General features: G+C 60.6%; 14 protein-coding genes and 1 tRNA gene. 6 read left to right on the top strand and 9 right to left on the bottom strand.

Annotated elements, in window-relative coordinates:
• Positions 1 to 101: 101 nt before the first annotated feature.
• From C5J22_RS14430 to C5J22_RS14445, 4 genes are all read left to right on the top strand, one after another.
• Complete coding sequence (locus C5J22_RS14430; protein WP_105438761.1) at positions 102 to 1322, top strand: phosphopentomutase; 1221 nt, start codon at positions 102 to 104, stop codon at positions 1320 to 1322.
• Entirely contained in the window at positions 1319 to 2362 is a 1044-nt protein-coding gene (locus C5J22_RS14435; RefSeq protein ID WP_105438762.1) for an adenosine deaminase, read from the top strand. The genes C5J22_RS14430 and C5J22_RS14435 overlap by 4 nt, the downstream gene beginning before the upstream one ends.
• A gap of 33 nt (positions 2363 to 2395) precedes the next feature.
• Positions 2396 to 3025 carry a uracil phosphoribosyltransferase gene (gene upp / locus C5J22_RS14440; RefSeq protein ID WP_046667258.1) on the top strand — a complete coding sequence of 210 codons (630 nt, stop codon included), beginning with the start codon at positions 2396 to 2398 and terminating at the stop codon, positions 3023 to 3025.
• Between the two features lie 124 nt (positions 3026 to 3149).
• Entirely contained in the window at positions 3150 to 3665 is a 516-nt protein-coding gene (locus tag C5J22_RS14445) for a TIGR02281 family clan AA aspartic protease (protein WP_105438888.1), read from the top strand.
• Here the strand turns inward: C5J22_RS14445 and deoA are convergent, their stop codons facing one another.
• The 9 genes from deoA to C5J22_RS14490 all read right to left on the bottom strand — a co-directional run bounded on the left by deoA (position 3666) and on the right by C5J22_RS14490 (position 12487).
• Complete coding sequence (deoA, locus tag C5J22_RS14450) at positions 3666 to 4976, bottom strand: thymidine phosphorylase (RefSeq protein WP_105438763.1); 1311 nt, start codon at positions 4974 to 4976, stop codon at positions 3666 to 3668.
• Between the two features lie 4 nt (positions 4977 to 4980).
• A complete protein-coding gene (gene deoC, locus C5J22_RS14455; protein WP_105438764.1) occupies positions 4981 to 5751 on the bottom strand; it encodes a deoxyribose-phosphate aldolase in 771 nt (256 codons plus the stop codon).
• A 213-nt stretch (positions 5752 to 5964) separates the two neighbouring features.
• Positions 5965 to 6753, bottom strand: coding sequence for a purine-nucleoside phosphorylase (locus C5J22_RS14460; protein ID WP_105417102.1), 789 nt, complete (start codon positions 6751 to 6753; stop codon positions 5965 to 5967).
• A 10-nt stretch (positions 6754 to 6763) separates the two neighbouring features.
• Positions 6764 to 7156 (bottom strand): cytidine deaminase, encoded by a 393-nt coding sequence (locus C5J22_RS14465; RefSeq protein ID WP_105424666.1) that lies wholly within the window; start codon positions 7154 to 7156, stop codon positions 6764 to 6766.
• 4 nt (positions 7157 to 7160) lie between these two features.
• Positions 7161 to 8132, bottom strand: coding sequence for an ABC transporter permease (locus C5J22_RS14470; RefSeq protein ID WP_046638057.1), 972 nt, complete (start codon positions 8130 to 8132; stop codon positions 7161 to 7163).
• Positions 8133 to 8136: 4 nt separating this feature from the next.
• On the bottom strand, positions 8137 to 9240 hold the full coding sequence (locus tag C5J22_RS14475) for an ABC transporter permease (RefSeq protein WP_105438765.1): 1104 nt from the start codon (positions 9238 to 9240) through the stop codon (positions 8137 to 8139).
• A 76-nt stretch (positions 9241 to 9316) separates the two neighbouring features.
• Positions 9317 to 10840, bottom strand: a complete 1524-nt coding sequence (locus C5J22_RS14480) for an ABC transporter ATP-binding protein (RefSeq protein ID WP_105402354.1) — start codon at positions 10838 to 10840, stop codon at positions 9317 to 9319.
• A gap of 76 nt (positions 10841 to 10916) precedes the next feature.
• Positions 10917 to 11909: a BMP family protein gene (locus C5J22_RS14485; protein ID WP_105438766.1), complete on the bottom strand. Its 993-nt coding sequence runs from the start codon at positions 11907 to 11909 to the stop codon at positions 10917 to 10919.
• Positions 11910 to 12160: 251 nt separating this feature from the next.
• Positions 12161 to 12487, bottom strand: a complete 327-nt coding sequence (locus tag C5J22_RS14490) for a hypothetical protein (RefSeq protein ID WP_105402484.1) — start codon at positions 12485 to 12487, stop codon at positions 12161 to 12163.
• Positions 12488 to 12709: 222 nt separating this feature from the next.
• On the opposite strand from C5J22_RS14490, the gene C5J22_RS14495 reads away from it, so the two are divergent.
• Both C5J22_RS14495 and C5J22_RS14500 read left to right on the top strand, forming a co-directional pair.
• Positions 12710 to 12799, top strand: a tRNA-Ser gene (locus tag C5J22_RS14495).
• Between the two features lie 423 nt (positions 12800 to 13222).
• Complete coding sequence (locus tag C5J22_RS14500; protein WP_245440383.1) at positions 13223 to 15346, top strand: AAA family ATPase; 2124 nt, start codon at positions 13223 to 13225, stop codon at positions 15344 to 15346.
• Positions 15347 to 15465 lie beyond the last annotated feature (119 nt).

Genomic DNA, 15465 nt, shown 5'->3' on the forward strand with positions numbered 1-15465 from the left:
CGTTATCCCCTTTGCCAATACGCGCACGCGGCTATATGAATCCCGATTCGAGCCGGCCAGCAGAACCGCCGGCTGGCGATATTCAAACTTCCGGGTGACCGATGGCGCGTGCCTTCCTGTTCGTTCTTGATTCATTCGGCGTGGGCGGCGCCCCGGATGCGGACGAGTATGGCGATCTGGGCTCCAACACGCTCGGGCATATCGCGGAGTTCTGCGCGGCCGGCGTCGGCGACCGGGCGGGCCTCAGGGAAGGTCCGCTGCATCTGCCGAACATGTCGTCGCTCGGGCTTCTGGAAATCGCCAAGCTTGCCAGCGGCGACTATCCAGCCGGCATGCCGATGCCGGAGCGGATCTTCGGCCTGCACGGCGCGGCCAACGAAATTTCCCGCGGCAAGGATACGCCCTCCGGCCATTGGGAAATCGCCGGGACGCCCGTGATGTTCGATTGGGGTTATTTCCCGACCGAAGGCGAGGCCTTCTCTCCCGAACTGGTGGATGCCATCTGCCGTGAGGGCGACATTGCGGGCATTCTGGGCAATTGCCACGCATCCGGCACCGAAATCATCGCCCGGCTCGGGGAAGAGCATATCCGCACCGGAAAGCCGATCTGCTACACGTCGACGGATTCCGTCTTCCAGATTGCCGCCCACGAGACCTATTTCGGCCTCGACCGGCTGCTCCGGCTCTGCGAAACCGTCCGAGTGCTGCTCGATCCGATGAATATCGGCCGTGTGATCGCGCGGCCTTTCCTCGGCGAAACGGCAGAGACGTTCGAGCGCACCGGCAATCGCCGCGACTTCTCCGTGCCGCCGCCGGAGCCGACATTGCTCGACCGGCTGATCCGGGGCGGTCGTTCGGTGCATGCCATCGGCAAGATAGGCGACATCTTCGCCCACCAGGGCGTTTCGCGCGTCATCAAGGCGAACGGCAATGCGGCGCTGATGGACGCGACCCTTGCCGCGATGGACGAGGCGGCACTGGGCGATCTGGTTTTCACCAATTTCGTCGATTTCGACATGCTCTACGGCCATCGCCGGGACGTGCCGGGTTATGCCGCGGCGCTCGAAGCCTTCGACCGCGCCCTACCGGACGTCCATCGGCGGCTGAAACCCGGCGACCTCGTCATCCTCACTGCCGATCATGGCTGCGATCCGACCTGGCGCGGCACCGACCACACCCGCGAGCGGGTGCCGGTCATGGCGTTCGGGCCGGGCATCCGCTCCCGCTCGATCGGGATCAGGGCAAGCTACTCGGACATTGCCGAAACCATAGCCACGCATCTCTCGATCCCGCTCGGGCCCAACGGATGGAGCTTCCTTTGACCAGACACCTCCTCAAGGCCGAGATTCACTGCCATATCGAAGGCGCCACGCCGCCGGCACTGGCGGCAAGCCAAGCCAGGAAATATGGCGTCGATGCGAACAAGGTGTTGCGTGACGGTGCCTATGCCTGGTCGGACTTTTCCGAATTTCTCGTCTGCTACGATGCGGTTGCCAGCCTGTTCAGAACGGCTGACGACTACGCGCTGCTGACCGAGACCTATCTTCTGGAACTCGCCGCCGCCAACACGATCTACAGCGAAATCATCGTCTCGCCCGATCACGGAGACCGGATCGGGCTCGGCGCCGATGCCTATCTTGCCGGCATCTGCGACGGCATCCATGCGGCGCGTGAAAAGACCGGGATCGAGGCGCGGATCATCGTTACCGGCGAACGGCATTTCGGTCCGGACCGGGTGATCTCGGCCGCGGAATATGCGGCACGGGCGAAAAACCCGCTGGTGACCGGTTTCAACATGGCCGGCGAGGAACGCATGGGCCGCGTCGCCGACTATGCCCGCGCCTTCGATATCGCCCGCGATGCCGGACTGGGCCTGACCATCCACGCCGGCGAGGTCTGCGGTGCATTCAGCGTTTCCGATGCGCTCGATCTGGTGAAGCCTTCCCGGATCGGCCATGGCGTCCGGGCGATCGAGGATCCGGCACTCGTGGAACGGCTTGTCGAGCTCGGCACCGTGCTGGAGGTCTGCCCGGGCTCGAACATCGCGCTGAATGTGTTTCCAGATTTCGACAGCCACCCGCTGAAACGTCTCAAGGCCGCCGGCGTGCGGGTCTGCATCAATTCCGATGACCCTCCCTTCTTCCACACCTCGCTCGCCCGCGAATACGAGATCGCTTCGGCGATCATGGGGATGCCGGATGACGAGATCGATGAGATGACGCGCACGGCGATCGAAGCTGCCTTCGTGGACGAAGAGACAAGGGCAAAGCTGATCGCCCGGTTCGACGCACAGGCTGGGTCAGAGGCTGGGGATGAGGCGCCATACGCGCCTGATGGGTTGCGGAACCGGCCTTTTTCCTGAATGAAGAGACAGGCAAACAATAAGGGGAAGCTCATGAACGGCGTCACTGTCATTGATCATCCGCTGGTGCAGCACAAGCTGACGATCATGCGCAAGAAGGAAACCTCGACGGCGGGTTTCCGGCGGCTGCTCCGGGAAATCTCGATGCTGCTCTGCTACGAGGTAACCCGCGACCTCGAGCTGACCATGGAAACCATCGAGACGCCGCTCACGCAAATGCAGGCGCCGGTCGTCGAGGGCAAGAAGCTGGTCTTCGCTTCGATCCTGCGTGCCGGCAACGGGCTTCTGGAAGGCATGCTGGAACTGGTGCCCTCGGCCCGAGTCTCGCATATCGGCGTCTACCGCGACCACGAGACGCTGCAGCCGGTCGAATATTACTTCAAGGCGCCGGACGATATCGCAGAGCGGCTGATCATCGTTGTCGATCCGATGCTGGCGACCGGCAATTCCTCGATCGCCGCAGTCGACAAGCTGAAGGAACGCGGAGCGCACAATATCCGCTTCCTCTGCCTGCTTGCAGCCCCCGAGGGCATCGCCAACTTCCGCGCGGCGCATCCGGACGTGAAGATCTACACGGCCTCGATCGACAGCCATCTCGACGAAAATGGCTATATCGTGCCCGGTCTCGGTGACGCCGGCGACCGCATGTACGGTACCAAGTAATTAATTTAGAGTTCGCTTACCAAGCTTTTAAATGAACGGCCTGCGAAGATTTCGCGGGCCGTTTTCTTATGGTTTTCCGGTTATGCATGAAGCGGATATCCGGTTCATGCCGAGAGGATTGTTCATGCTCCTGCGCACCGTCATTTTTGCCGCCGTTGCGGCGCTGCTGGCGACACAGATCCCAGCGATGATCCAGCGTGCCGATCATCCGCCAGAGGCGATGGCCGCCGTCGAAGCGCCCGCAAAGGCGATCCCTGTCTCGGTGACATCCGGCAGCGTGACGCTGGAAGCGGATGGGCGCGGACATTTCAACGGCACGTTCCGGATGAACGGCAAGTCCGTCGATGGCCTCGTCGATACCGGCGCGTCCCTGGTGGCGATCAACGAGAGCACGGCCCGCAAGCTGGGCTACAGCGCCAACGGCCTGGATTTCCGCTACACGGTCAATACCGCCAATGGCGGCACCGAGGCGGCGCACGTGGTCCTCGACCGGATCGAGATCGGCGGCGTCCGCGTCAAGGACATCGATGCCTTCGTATTGCGCGACAAGGCGCTGACCGGCACTCTGGTCGGCATGAGTTTCTTGAAGAAGCTGAAATCCTTCCAGGTGGAAGGCGGGAACCTGAAGCTGATCCAGTGATCAGCCGACGCGCTTGAGGATTACCGGCGCGGCTGCGACCGGAGCATCAGCGATCGTGTAGAAACGCGCGACATCCTCGGCGATCCGCCTGGCATCCTCTTCAGTTCTGGCATGCACCATGGCGATCGGCTCGCCTTCCGACACCGGGCTACCAAGCGGCAACAACGCGCTGATGCCGACACGATGATCGATCGCATCCGCCGCCCGCTTGCGGCCTCCGCCGAGTTCGACCACGGCCAGGCCGAGGGCGCGGGTCTCGCAGGCGACAAGGTATCCATCGCGCGGCGCCGGCACACGCAACCGCACCGGCGCGCGCTGCAGATAGACATCCGGCCGCTCGCAGAAATCCACTGGTCCGCCGAGCGCATGGACCATGCGGGCGAAACGCTCCATCGCTCCGCCGGAACTCAGGGCCAGTCGCGCATTCTCTTCGGCTGCCGACAGGTCACGCGCCACACCTGCCTGAACCAGCATTTCCGCGGCCTGCGCCAGAACGACGGCTTCAAGCCGCGTACCGGCTTTCAGTCCGGCCAGGAAATCGAGACAGTTGACGATTTCGAGCGCATTGCCGGCCGCATCGGCGAGCGGCTGGTTCATGTCGGTCAGCAGCGCTGCCGTCTTCACGCCCGCGCCGTTTGCCACCTCGACCAGCGAGCGGGCGAGCGTTTCCGCCTCGCCTAGGCTTTCCATGAAGGCGCCGTTGCCGACCTTGACGTCCAGCACGAGGCTGCCGAGTCCGGCCGCGAGTTTTTTGGAGAGGATGGAGGCGGTAATCAGCGGCACGGATTCGACGGTGGCCGTCACGTCGCGAATGCCGTAGAGCCTACGGTCGGCGGGGGCGAGGTCGCTCGTCTGTCCGATAATGGCACAGCCAACCTCGTCGACCACCTTGCGGAACAAAACCTCGTCCGGCGTGACGCTGTAACCCGGGATCGACTGCAACTTGTCGAGGGTGCCGCCGGTATGCCCGAGCCCGCGGCCGGAAATCATCGGGACCGCAAGGCCGCAGGCGGCAACGATCGGCGCGAGCATCAGCGAGACGTTGTCGCCGACGCCGCCGGTCGAGTGCTTGTCCGCTACCGGGCGGCCAAGGCCATCCCAATTCAGGACAGTCCCGGAATCACGCATGGCGAGCGTCAGCGCTACCGTCTCATCGCGGGACATGCCCCGAAAGAAGACAGCCATGGCGAAGGCAGCCGCCTGGCCCTCGGAGATTTCCTCTCTTGTCAGGGCCGCGATGAAGGCTGCGATCTCCTCGCCGGCGAGGACTTTTCCGTCGCGTTTGCGACGGATGATCTCCTGCGGGATCATCCTGTCAGTAGCCGCTTGATGCGCGGACAGTGGTGCCGCCGCCCAGCACGCCGAGAATATCGTCAAGCAGGCTGGATGCGCCGAAGCGGAAGGTGGACGGCATGATCCAGTTGGGAGCCATGATCGTTTCGGCCAGCCGGAAGTAGAGATCGGCGTCGGCAACAGTCGATATCCCGCCGGCAGGCTTGAAGCCGACCCGCTTTTTCGAATCCCGGATCGCCTGCAGCATGATATCGGCAGCTTCGAGCGTCGCGTTGACGGCGACCTTGCCAGTCGATGTCTTGATGAAATCGGCGCCGGCAGCAATCGCCAGTTCGGAACCGCGGCGGATCAGCGCGCTGTCCTTGAGTTCGCCCGTCTCCAGGATCACCTTCAGGCACGCATCAGGGCAGGCAGCGCGGACGGCCTCGACCATTTCGGTCACCGCGGCCTCGTCTCCCGCGAGCAGCTTACGATAGGGAATGACCATGTCGATCTCGTCGGCGCCATCCTCGATCGCCTGCCGCGTCTCTTCGACCACGGTCGCGACGGCCAGATCGCCCGACGGAAAATTCACGACGGTCGCGATGCGGATCGGATGCTCGGGGCCCAAGATCTGGCGCGCATGGGCGACGAAACGCGGCCAGATGCAGATCGCCGCCGTGTTGCCATAAGACGTCTGGGCGCGCAGGCACAGTTTCTCGATCGCGGCGTTGTCGCAATCGTCGCGCAGGTTCGTCAGGTCGAGAAGCGATAGCGCGAAGGCTGCCGCCTCGCGCGGGCTCAGGAGTTCCATGTCGAGTGCCTCCCCGGCTTGGTTACTGCGCCGCGCGACCGTTGGCCGCGTCAGGGACCCAGTAAATTCAAAGGCGACGCAGGTCCGATCAAAGTCTGTTCGACTTCTGGGTCATGCGCCTGATCATATTTACCGTTCAAACGATTAGATGCAAGCCACACCGGCGGGACGCATGGCCGCACGGGACGTATCCGATTGAAATACATCGTGTAATCAGGCCAACATTTCTTTCAGAATAGCCGCCAGTCGCTGCCCTCCGACGGGGGCCATGTCCTTGGTTTCCGCGTGGCTAAGCTCCGCACCGGTCATGCCTGCGCCGAAATTCGTGATGACCGACGCGGCTGCAACCTTGAGCCCGAAATAGCGCGCGAGGATGACTTCCGGTACCGTCGACATGCCGACCGCGTCGGCGCCAAGCGTGCGTGCCATGCGGATTTCCGCCGGCGTCTCGAAGCTCGGTCCGGAGAACCACATATAGACCCCGGAAAACAGCGGGACACCGCAACGGATCGCCGCATTGCGCATGTCGAGCGCGAGGTCTGCATCATAGGCGGTGGTCATGCCGACAAAACGCCCATCGCCTTCCTCGCCGATCAGCGGGTTCATACCCGAATAGTTGATGTGGTCGGAAATCTGCATCACCGATCCCGGCGGCATATCCTCCCTGAGGGAGCCTGCCGAATTGGTCAGGATCAGCGACTGGACTCCGAGGCCCTTCATCACCTCGATCGGAAAACGCATCACCTTGGCATCGCCGCGCTCGTAATAATGAGCGCGTCCGGAAAGCATGATGACCGGCTCGGCTCCGAGATAACCGGCGACGATCTCACCCGCATGCCCGGTGACGCCGCTCGCCGGGAAACCGTCGAGCGCGCCATAGGGGATGCGGACGGCCTCCGTCACCTCGTTCACCAGCGAACCGAGGCCTGAACCGAGCACGACCGCGTGGCGCGGCACCAGGCCATCCAGGCGATCGACGAGCAGATCGATGACTTGCCTCATGTCTGCCCCCTCAGCCGATCGCGTCAGTTTCGAAAGCATAAGGGAGAAGCTCCGCCATGGTGACGGTCTTCTGCACGCCGAGATCGTCGCAGAGATAGATGCGCGTACCGGCGGAGGCGAACTCGGCGATCTTTTGCCGGCAGCCGCCGCAGGGCGAGCAGAGCGCCAGCTTTTCCGCGATCACCGCCAGCTCGACGATCTTCTTGCCGCCGCCCATGATCATTGCGCCGATCGCCGTCGGCTCGGCGCACCAGCCCTGGGGGAAGGAGATGTTCTCGATATTGGCGCCAAGATAGACCTTGCCGTCATCGGCGCGGATCGCCACACCCACCGGGAACTTCGAATAGGGGGCATGAGCCTTGGACATCGCGTCGCGGGCAGCTTCGAAAAGATCGTGAGACATCTGATCAGCGCTCCTTGGTATAAGGCACGCCGCCGGCCTTGGGCGGGCGGGCGGTGCCGATGAAACCGGCGAGCAATACGCAGGTGAGGATATAGGGCAGCGCCTGGAAGATCTGTACCGGCACTTCGCCGATCAGCGGCAGCGATTTGCCCTGCATGAAATTGGCGAACGCATCGAGGAAACCGAAGAGCAGGCAGGCGAGCATGACCGGCACCGGTTTCCACTTGGCGAAGATCAGCGCCGCGAGCGCGATATAACCCTTGCCGGCCGACATGTTGTTGATGAAGGCGGCCGATTGGGCGATCGACAGATAGGTGCCTGCGAAACCGCAGAGGAATCCGGCGACGATCAGCGAGCGATAACGCATCCACGCAACCGAAATGCCGGCGGTATCCACCGCACCCGGATTTTCACCGACGGCGCGCAGGCGCAGCCCAAAGCGGGTGCGGTAGAGAACCCACCAGGAGATCGGCACCATCAGGAAGGCGATATAGGTGAGGATGTTGTTGCCTGAGATCACGTTGGCATAAAGCGGACCGATGATCGGCACGTCGCGCATCATGTCGGCGCCCGGCAGGACGATGGAAGAGAAGCGGCCCTCAGGGGGCACCTGCCCCGTGCGCCCGCCCTGCCTGAACCAGGCCTGGCCGAGCACGATCGTCAGTCCGGCGGCCACGAAATTCAGCGCCACGCCGGAGACGATCTGGTTACCGCGATTGGTGATCGAGGCAAAGCCGTGCACGAACGAAAACACGATCGACACGCCGATGCCGCCGAGCAGGCCGAACCAGGCATTGCCGGTCCAGTAGGCGACACAAGCTGCCGCGAAGGCGGATGCCAGCATCTTGCCTTCCAGGCCAATGTCGAAAATGCCGGCGCGTTCCGAGAAGAGGCCGGCAAGCGCCGTGAACAGAAGCGGGATCGAAAGGCGAACCGCCGAGCCGAGAATGCTGATGAAAATATCGAAATAATCCATGAGCCTACTTCCCGGTGAGCTGCTGGTAGAGCCGGACGATGGACGGGCGCAGCATGTATTCCAGGGCACCGGCGAACAGGATCACCATGCCCTGAATGACGACGATCATGTCACGCGTGATGCCCGGCATGTCGAAGGAGAGTTCGGCCCCGCCCTGATAGAGAATGCCGAAGAGCAGCGCCGCCAGGATGATGCCTGCCGGATGATTGCGGCCCATCAGCGAGACGGCGATGCCGACGAAGCCGGCGCCCCCGACGAATTCGATCTGCAGGCGGGCGGAAGCGCCCATCACCGGGTTCAGCGCCATCATGCCGGCAAGGCCGCCGGAGATCAGCATGGTGATCATGACGATCTTGGAATAGCGGATGCCGGCGTAACTCGCAGCCGTCGGGCTGATGCCGAGCGTGCGCATTTCGTAACCGAGCTTCGTGCGCCAGATCAGTACCCAGACCAGGAAGCACATGATCAGCGCGATCAGGAAGGAGAAGTTGAGCGGTGCCGCGCCGATCTTGCCGCCGAACATGGCGATCAGCCAGTCGAGCTTGGGAAGCTGGCCGCCAGGCAGGAAGGTTCTGGTTTCCGGCGCCATCTTGCCAGGCACGATCAGTACGCGCACCAGCATGTAGTTCATCAGCGACGAGACGATGAAATTGAACATGATGGTGGTGATGACGATATGGCTGCCGCGCTTGGCCTGCAGCCAGGCGGGAATGGCGGCGCAGGCCGCACCGAACAGCGCGGCCCCGATCACCGCGAAAGGCATGGTGACATACCAGGGCACATAGCGGTCCATGGCGAGCGCCACCAGCGCCGCACCAAGACCGCCGAGATAGGCCTGGCCTTCCGAACCGATGTTGAACAGGCCGGCATGGATCGCGACCGCCACCGAGAGGCCCGTGAAGATGAAGCTCGTCGTGTAGAACAGCGTGAAACCGATGCCCTCGCCACGGCCAAGCGCGCCGATCAACAGCAGTTGCAACGCCTCGAACGGGCTTTCGCCGATCGCCCAGACGACCAGACCGGAAAAGAAGAAGGCCAGGATGAGATTGAGCAGCGGAATGAGGCCGTAATTGATCCAGGCGGGAAGCGGAACGGATGCGGTGGTCATGCCCCTGCCCTCGTCCGCGGTGCCGCCACCGAAAGTTCAATCATTCCATGCTCCGGATGGGTCATTGCTGAAAGCGTCATGCGGCGATCCCGGCCATCATCAGGCCCAGCGTCTGTTCGCCCGCCTCGCCCGACTTTTCGCCGACGATCTTGCCCGCGAACATCACCAGGATACGGTCGGAGAGCGAGCGGATCTCGTCCAGCTCCACCGAGACCAACAGCACCGCCTTGCCGGCATCGCGCATCTCGATAATCCGCTTGTGGATGAATTCGATGGCGCCGATATCGACGCCGCGGGTCGGCTGACCGATGATCAGCATTTTCGGATCGCGCTCGATCTCGCGCGCCACGACGATCTTCTGCTGGTTGCCGCCGGAAAAATTGGCGGTCCGCAGCCGCGGATTCGGCGGGCGGATGTCGTATTTGCCGATCTTCTCCTCGGCATCCTTGCGCATCGCCTCGAGGTCCAAGAGCGGCCCTCGGCCATATCTGGGATCGCGGTGATAACCGAGGATCGAGTTTTCGTATTCCTCGAATTTCAGGACCAGGCCCATGTGGTGGCGGTCTTCGGGGATATGCGCAAGCCCGAGATCACGCAGGCCCGCCGGATCGACCCCGGCGACAGGCTTGCCATCGATGAAGATCTCGCCGGACGAAGGCTTGCGGATGCCGGCGATCGCTTCGAGGAGCTCGGACTGGCCGTTGCCGGCAACGCCCGCGATGCCGACGATCTCGCCAGCCCGCACGTCGAAGGAGACGTCATCGACCATGGTGACGCCGCGGCTGTCCTTGACCGTCAGGTTCCTGACCGACATCAGGACCCCTCCCGGATGGGCGGCTCCCTTTTCGACGCGCAGCAGGACGCGGCGGCCGACCATCAGTTCGGCGAGCTCTTCGACGGTCGTTTCGGCGGTCTTGCGGGTCGCGACCATTTCGCCGCGGCGCATGACGGACACCGTGTCGGTGATCGCCATGATCTCGCGCAGCTTATGAGTGATGAGGATGATCGTCTTGCCCTGATCGCGCAGCACGCGCAGGACCTTGAAGAGGTGGTCTGCCTCCGGCGGTGTCAGCACCCCGGTCGGCTCGTCAAGAATGAGGATGTCGGCGCCGCGATAGAGCGCCTTCAAGATTTCGACGCGCTGCTGGCTGCCGACCGGCAGTTCCTCGATGACCGCATCCGGATCAACCTCGAGGCCGTAATCGTCCTCCAGCCGCTTCAGTTCCTTGCGGGCGCTCGCGACGCCCTTGGCGAGGAGCTGGCCGCCTTCGGCGCCGAGCATGACGTTTTCCAGCACGGTGAAATTCTCGACCAGCATGAAGTGCTGATGCACCATGCCGATGCCCGCGGCGATCGCTGCCTGGCTGTCCCGGATCGTCACCGGCTTTCCGGAAATGCGGATCTCCCCGTGGTCGGCCTGGTAGAAGCCGTAGAGGATCGACATCAGGGTCGATTTGCCGGCGCCGTTCTCCCCGATGATACCGTGGATCGAGCCTTTGGCGACCGTCAGATTGATGTTCTTGTTCGCGTGTACCGTACCGAATTTCTTGTCGATGCCGACAAGCTCGATCGCGTGCTCCTTAGGAGAATCGAGGCTCAATGGTTCGCCCTTCCGCCTGATATGCAAAAAGGGCGCATGGCGATCATCATCGCCCTGCGCCCCTCGAAACCCGACCTTACTTGTTGCAGGCTTTGTTCGACATGTAGTCGTGCACCTTGATGGTGCCGGCAATGATGTCGGCCTTGGCCTTTTCAACGGCGGTCTTCATTTCAGGCGTGATCAGTGCCTTGTTGTTGTCGTCGAGCGCGTAGGCAACGCCGTCCTCCTTGACGCCGAGAGCCTGGATGCCGGCCGTGAACTTGTCTTCCTTGGTGTCCTTGAAGGCATTGTAGACGGCAAGATCGACGCGCTTGACCATCGACGTCAGAACCGAACCCGGATGCAGGTGGTTCTGGTTGGAATCGACGCCGATCGACAGCTTCTTGTTGTCGGCAGCGGTCTGCAGCACGCCGAGGCCGGTCGCGCCGGCAGCCGCGTAAACGACGTCGGCGCCCTGATCGATCTGGTTCTTGGTGAGCTCGCCGCCCCGGACCGGGTCGTTCCAGGCAGCACCGGTCGTGCCGGTCATGTTCTGGAAGACCTGCGCATCGGGCTTGGCCGCCTTGACGCCCTGGACATAACCGCAGCCGAACTTGCGGATCAGCGGAATATCCATGCCGCCGACGAAACCGACCTTGCCGGTCTTCGACGCCATGCCGGCGAGAAGGCCAACGAGGTAGGAACCCTCTTCTTCCTTGTAGAGGACCGAACGGACGTTCTTCAGGTCGACGACCGAATCGACGATCGCGAACTTGGTGTTCGGGAACTCAGCCGCGACCTTTTCCATGGCCGAGGTCCAGGCGAACGATACGGCGACCACCGGGTTGAAGCCGCGGCTTGCGAAGTTGCGGATAGCCTGCTCGCCCTGGGTGTCGCTGGTCGGTTCGAAATCCCGGAAGTCGATCCCCGTTTCCTTCTTGAACCTTTCGGCGCCGACGGAAGCGGCTTCGTTGAAGGATTTGTCGAACTTGCCGCCCGTGCCATAGACCAGCGCCGGCTTGATATCCGCGGCAAGCGCGGTTGCCGACATGGCAGCCATGGCAATGAGGCTCAAAAGGGTTTTCTTCATCGTGCAGCCCTGTTTTTTAGCTGTTAGGTCCCCCCGCAATCCCGTTCTCCGGGCATGTCTGCGGCCACCGGCCCTTTTTCTTCAAGGGTCTGGCTTCGTTCACTCTTGCACGGGTTTCGGAAAAATTCACGAGATTTTTTTCAACTGGTAAAAAACAACGAACCTGCTGAAAACTTCGACAATGCTGTGGAAAAACTGCACAAACACGCGGCTTTAGCCGCGGCCTCCGGGGAACTGGTACGGCCAGCCCTTCAGGCGGAAAACCGCCCTGCGAAATGTGGCCTGCTATATCCGGCCATCCAGAAGATCAGGGCGATTGCCAAAAACACCACGAATGCCGGCTGCGCCAGCACCGGTGTCACGAAGGGCCGCCAGATATCCTGACTGAGATATGTGCTCACGACGAATTCCGCGAGCGTCAGGCTTTCCGGATCGAGATTAAGCCAGGCGTTGCCGAGGCTGGTCAGCACCACCGACGAGGACGACACAGACTGGATGGAATCCAGCGTGCCGGCAACGATCGCGGCAGCCAGCGCAAGCCCGCTGAGCAGATGGAAGACGAACCGTATGACTGCCATTCCGAACAAGCCCGCGTCGTTGATCACGGTCGCGCCGCCTGCAGCACGACGGCATTTATGGCAGAAGAAATAGTCCGCGCGCCGAGGCTTGGCAACGCGGCCAGAAAGGTTTTCCCGCCCACTGTCAAAAAACGTTCAGATTCGGGTTGATCCCGGGGAATTGATCGGTATATATCGCGGCCGTTCCAACGTTTTGCTTCTCAGACGACGCAAAGCAACCAAGGACAGGTGGCCGAGTGGTTTAAGGCGCACGCCTGGAACGCGTGTGTGCGTGAAAGCGTACCGTGGGTTCGAATCCCACCTTGTCCGCCATTAAATTTGGCAAGCCATTGTGTTTTTTAGCTTTTTCCATTTGACCGCTTAAGCAACCCTCAAGTTACCCCACATTTCACGAAGCCCGTTTTCATTGAGGGCAACACGCTGCTGCAGCCTAGAATTCTGGGCGGAGCAGTTCCTTCCGATTCGGCGCGGCTTCCATTCTTCGCACCACTCGCAGGACGTAGTGACCACATTGGGGTCATGATAGAGGACCGCCGCTGCATGACCTTGCGGGGTGGGGGCAAGGGCGCGCTCAGCGTACGCGACAGAAGTTAATCATAAAGTGCGGCACACGTAGTTCAATTTCTGATTGCCTGATCAACTCGCTGTTAACTTAAGTTGCGCTATGGAATTCGCTCATGCCAAGGGGGACCTATGTCGCGATACAGTCCATTTCATCCAAATTCTGAGGCCACTTTGGACGCAGCTGCGATGTGGCGCGACCGTTGTCTAAAAAATGACCTCTCGCTCTTTGGTAATGACAAGCTTTGGACGAGCGATGGACTTGCCGAAGTGGACCAGTGTTTCAACGGTAGGCCCGATGCTAGCGCGGATGGTTTCTACGTTAAATTGAAACGACAGTTCAGCGACGCGTCGCCCAGCTGCTGCAAACTGTTAGCCGAGATCCTGTGGATCCTCTATCTGTTTCCAATCAATATGGGGCCAGCGGCTAAACGGGAGCCGATCCGAGATGTCTGGAGCTGGTCTCACGAGGTACTGGACGGGGATCAAGTTCAGCACCTTCTTTCCGATGAGGTGCTTCGGGGGCTTGGCTCTGGTGGTCCGGGATTCATGAACCATAGAGCGCGCGAACTAAGTTTCTTGATCAAAGCGATGATCGCTTACAAAGAACTTTCTGACTCTGAGCGGGCCGCACTCCTGGATGATCCTTGGGACTTTGCGACTTGGTTGGACGCGGTGCCGGACAATGGCAGGCGGCAACTTAAACATATCCTCCCTCATTTAGTTTTTCCGGCGACGTTCGAGCGCTTTTCAAGTCCGGGGCATATTCGGCAGGTCCTCTTGGCTCTCGGCAACCTCGACCGAGGGGATTTGCGCAAAATGAGCAAAATCGATCAAGATCGCGAGCTCGCTCGTGTAAGAAGCGAGTTAGAGACTCAACACGGTGGCCCTATCGATTTCTATCAAGGCGACATCAAGGAAATTTGGGCACCCAGCGAGGAAATAGAAGATCTACCGGCTGTCTCAACCCTGTCGGACACAGAGGTCGCGGGCAAAATTGGGCCTGCGGTTCCCCTTAATCAAATCCTCTACGGGCCTCCTGGTACTGGCAAAACTTACTGCGTCGTAGATCGAGCCATTGCAATTCTCGACCCTGAATTCGCGGTCAGTGCTGAGGGTGATCGGGATGCGCTCAAGGAGCGCTTCGATGATCTGATGGAGGAGGGGTTAATACGCTTCGTGACCTTCCATCAGAGTTTTAGCTATGAAGAGTTTATCGAAGGGCTACGTGCGGAGACAACGGATGAAGGCTTGGTTCGGTACACGGTGAAGGACGGCGTATTGAAGTCCTTCTGCGACCTCGCCCACAGACCATTTCAGGTCGGCGACCAATTCTCTAGTGGCTATACGGTAAGCAAGTGCACGGAGGAGGTTCTCTGGCTCGATAAGCCGAATGGGTCGCGGCTACCCTTTGCATTTGAAATGCTGAATGAGTTGGCGGAATTGGTGAGACGCGGCGAATTAACTGTGCAGGATATACGAGATAAACGTGTCTTCGACCTTGTTCCGAACTGCCGATTAGAGAAATTCCTCGTCAACGGCTACAACAACATAATCCCCGTTATTGTTGAAAGAATGTTAGAGCGTCAGACCAGCGACAGAGACGCGATCCTTCAAAAGAAGGTTTTAATCATCGACGAGATCAATCGCGGCAATATATCCAAGATTTTTGGCGAAGCGATTACTCTCATCGAACCATCGAAGCGCCTTGGGGCGGAGGAGGCGCTTACGACCATCCTTCCCTACTCGAAATCTCGCTTCGGTGTTCCGGTAGGACTTCATATCATTGGGACCATGAACACGGCCGATCGCTCGCTTGCTTCGATTGATATGGCACTGCGCCGTCGCTTTGTGTTCGAAGAGGTGGAGCCTGATACATCTCAACTGGAAGGCATCCAAATCGCTGGCGTGGATGTGGCTGAGTTGCTCTCAGTAATGAATGCACGGATTGAGGCGCTTCTTGATCGCGATCACCGACTTGGTCACGCCTATTTCATTCAGCTGAAGGCAGCGGATGATATCGCCCAACTGAAGTACCTGTTCGCTAGGCGGATCATCCCGTTGCTAAAGGAATATTTCTTCGATGATTGGCAGCGCATCCGGCTTGTCTTGAACGATCACCGCAAAGACAATGCTCAAGATCAGTTCATTGTAGAAGGACTGCGCAGCGCAGGATCGCTGTTCGGTACTGAAAGTCTCAGCGTCGCGATCAATCAAACATGGTGCATCAATCAGACAGCATTCGATCGCCCAACGGCTTACAAAGATATCATTGGCCGCCAGAATGTTGACGGTTAGAGAGTTCGCACGCTTAACGACAAAGGACGTACCTGCCTCGCTTGATCGAGTATCTATTTCCACGACGGCCTTCGATTGGCTGTTGCGACACGGAAGAGGCGAATGCGAGACACCCCCGT

This window comes from Neorhizobium sp. T25_13 (assembly GCF_002968675.1).
Classification (GTDB): Bacteria; Pseudomonadota; Alphaproteobacteria; order Rhizobiales; family Rhizobiaceae; genus Neorhizobium; species Neorhizobium tomejilense.

What these genes read in the sequence shown, in the direction of transcription:
- C5J22_RS14430 (WP_105438761.1), top strand. Translation starts at nt 102, where the DNA reads ATGGCGCGTGCCTTCCTGTTCGTTCTTGATTCATTCGGCGTGGGCGGC.
- upp (WP_046667258.1), top strand. Translation starts at nt 2,396, where the DNA reads ATGAACGGCGTCACTGTCATTGATCATCCGCTGGTGCAGCACAAGCTG.
- C5J22_RS14445 (WP_105438888.1), top strand. Translation starts at nt 3,150, where the DNA reads ATGCTCCTGCGCACCGTCATTTTTGCCGCCGTTGCGGCGCTGCTGGCG.
- deoA (WP_105438763.1), bottom strand. Translation starts at nt 4,976, where the DNA reads ATGATCCCGCAGGAGATCATCCGTCGCAAACGCGACGGAAAAGTCCTC.
- deoC (WP_105438764.1), bottom strand. Translation starts at nt 5,751, where the DNA reads ATGGAACTCCTGAGCCCGCGCGAGGCGGCAGCCTTCGCGCTATCGCTT.
- C5J22_RS14460 (WP_105417102.1), bottom strand. Translation starts at nt 6,753, where the DNA reads ATGAGGCAAGTCATCGATCTGCTCGTCGATCGCCTGGATGGCCTGGTG.
- C5J22_RS14465 (WP_105424666.1), bottom strand. Translation starts at nt 7,156, where the DNA reads ATGTCTCACGATCTTTTCGAAGCTGCCCGCGACGCGATGTCCAAGGCT.
- C5J22_RS14470 (WP_046638057.1), bottom strand. Translation starts at nt 8,132, where the DNA reads ATGGATTATTTCGATATTTTCATCAGCATTCTCGGCTCGGCGGTTCGC.
- C5J22_RS14475 (WP_105438765.1), bottom strand. Translation starts at nt 9,240, where the DNA reads ATGACCACCGCATCCGTTCCGCTTCCCGCCTGGATCAATTACGGCCTC.
- C5J22_RS14485 (WP_105438766.1), bottom strand. Translation starts at nt 11,909, where the DNA reads ATGAAGAAAACCCTTTTGAGCCTCATTGCCATGGCTGCCATGTCGGCA.
- C5J22_RS14490 (WP_105402484.1), bottom strand. Translation starts at nt 12,487, where the DNA reads ATGGCAGTCATACGGTTCGTCTTCCATCTGCTCAGCGGGCTTGCGCTG.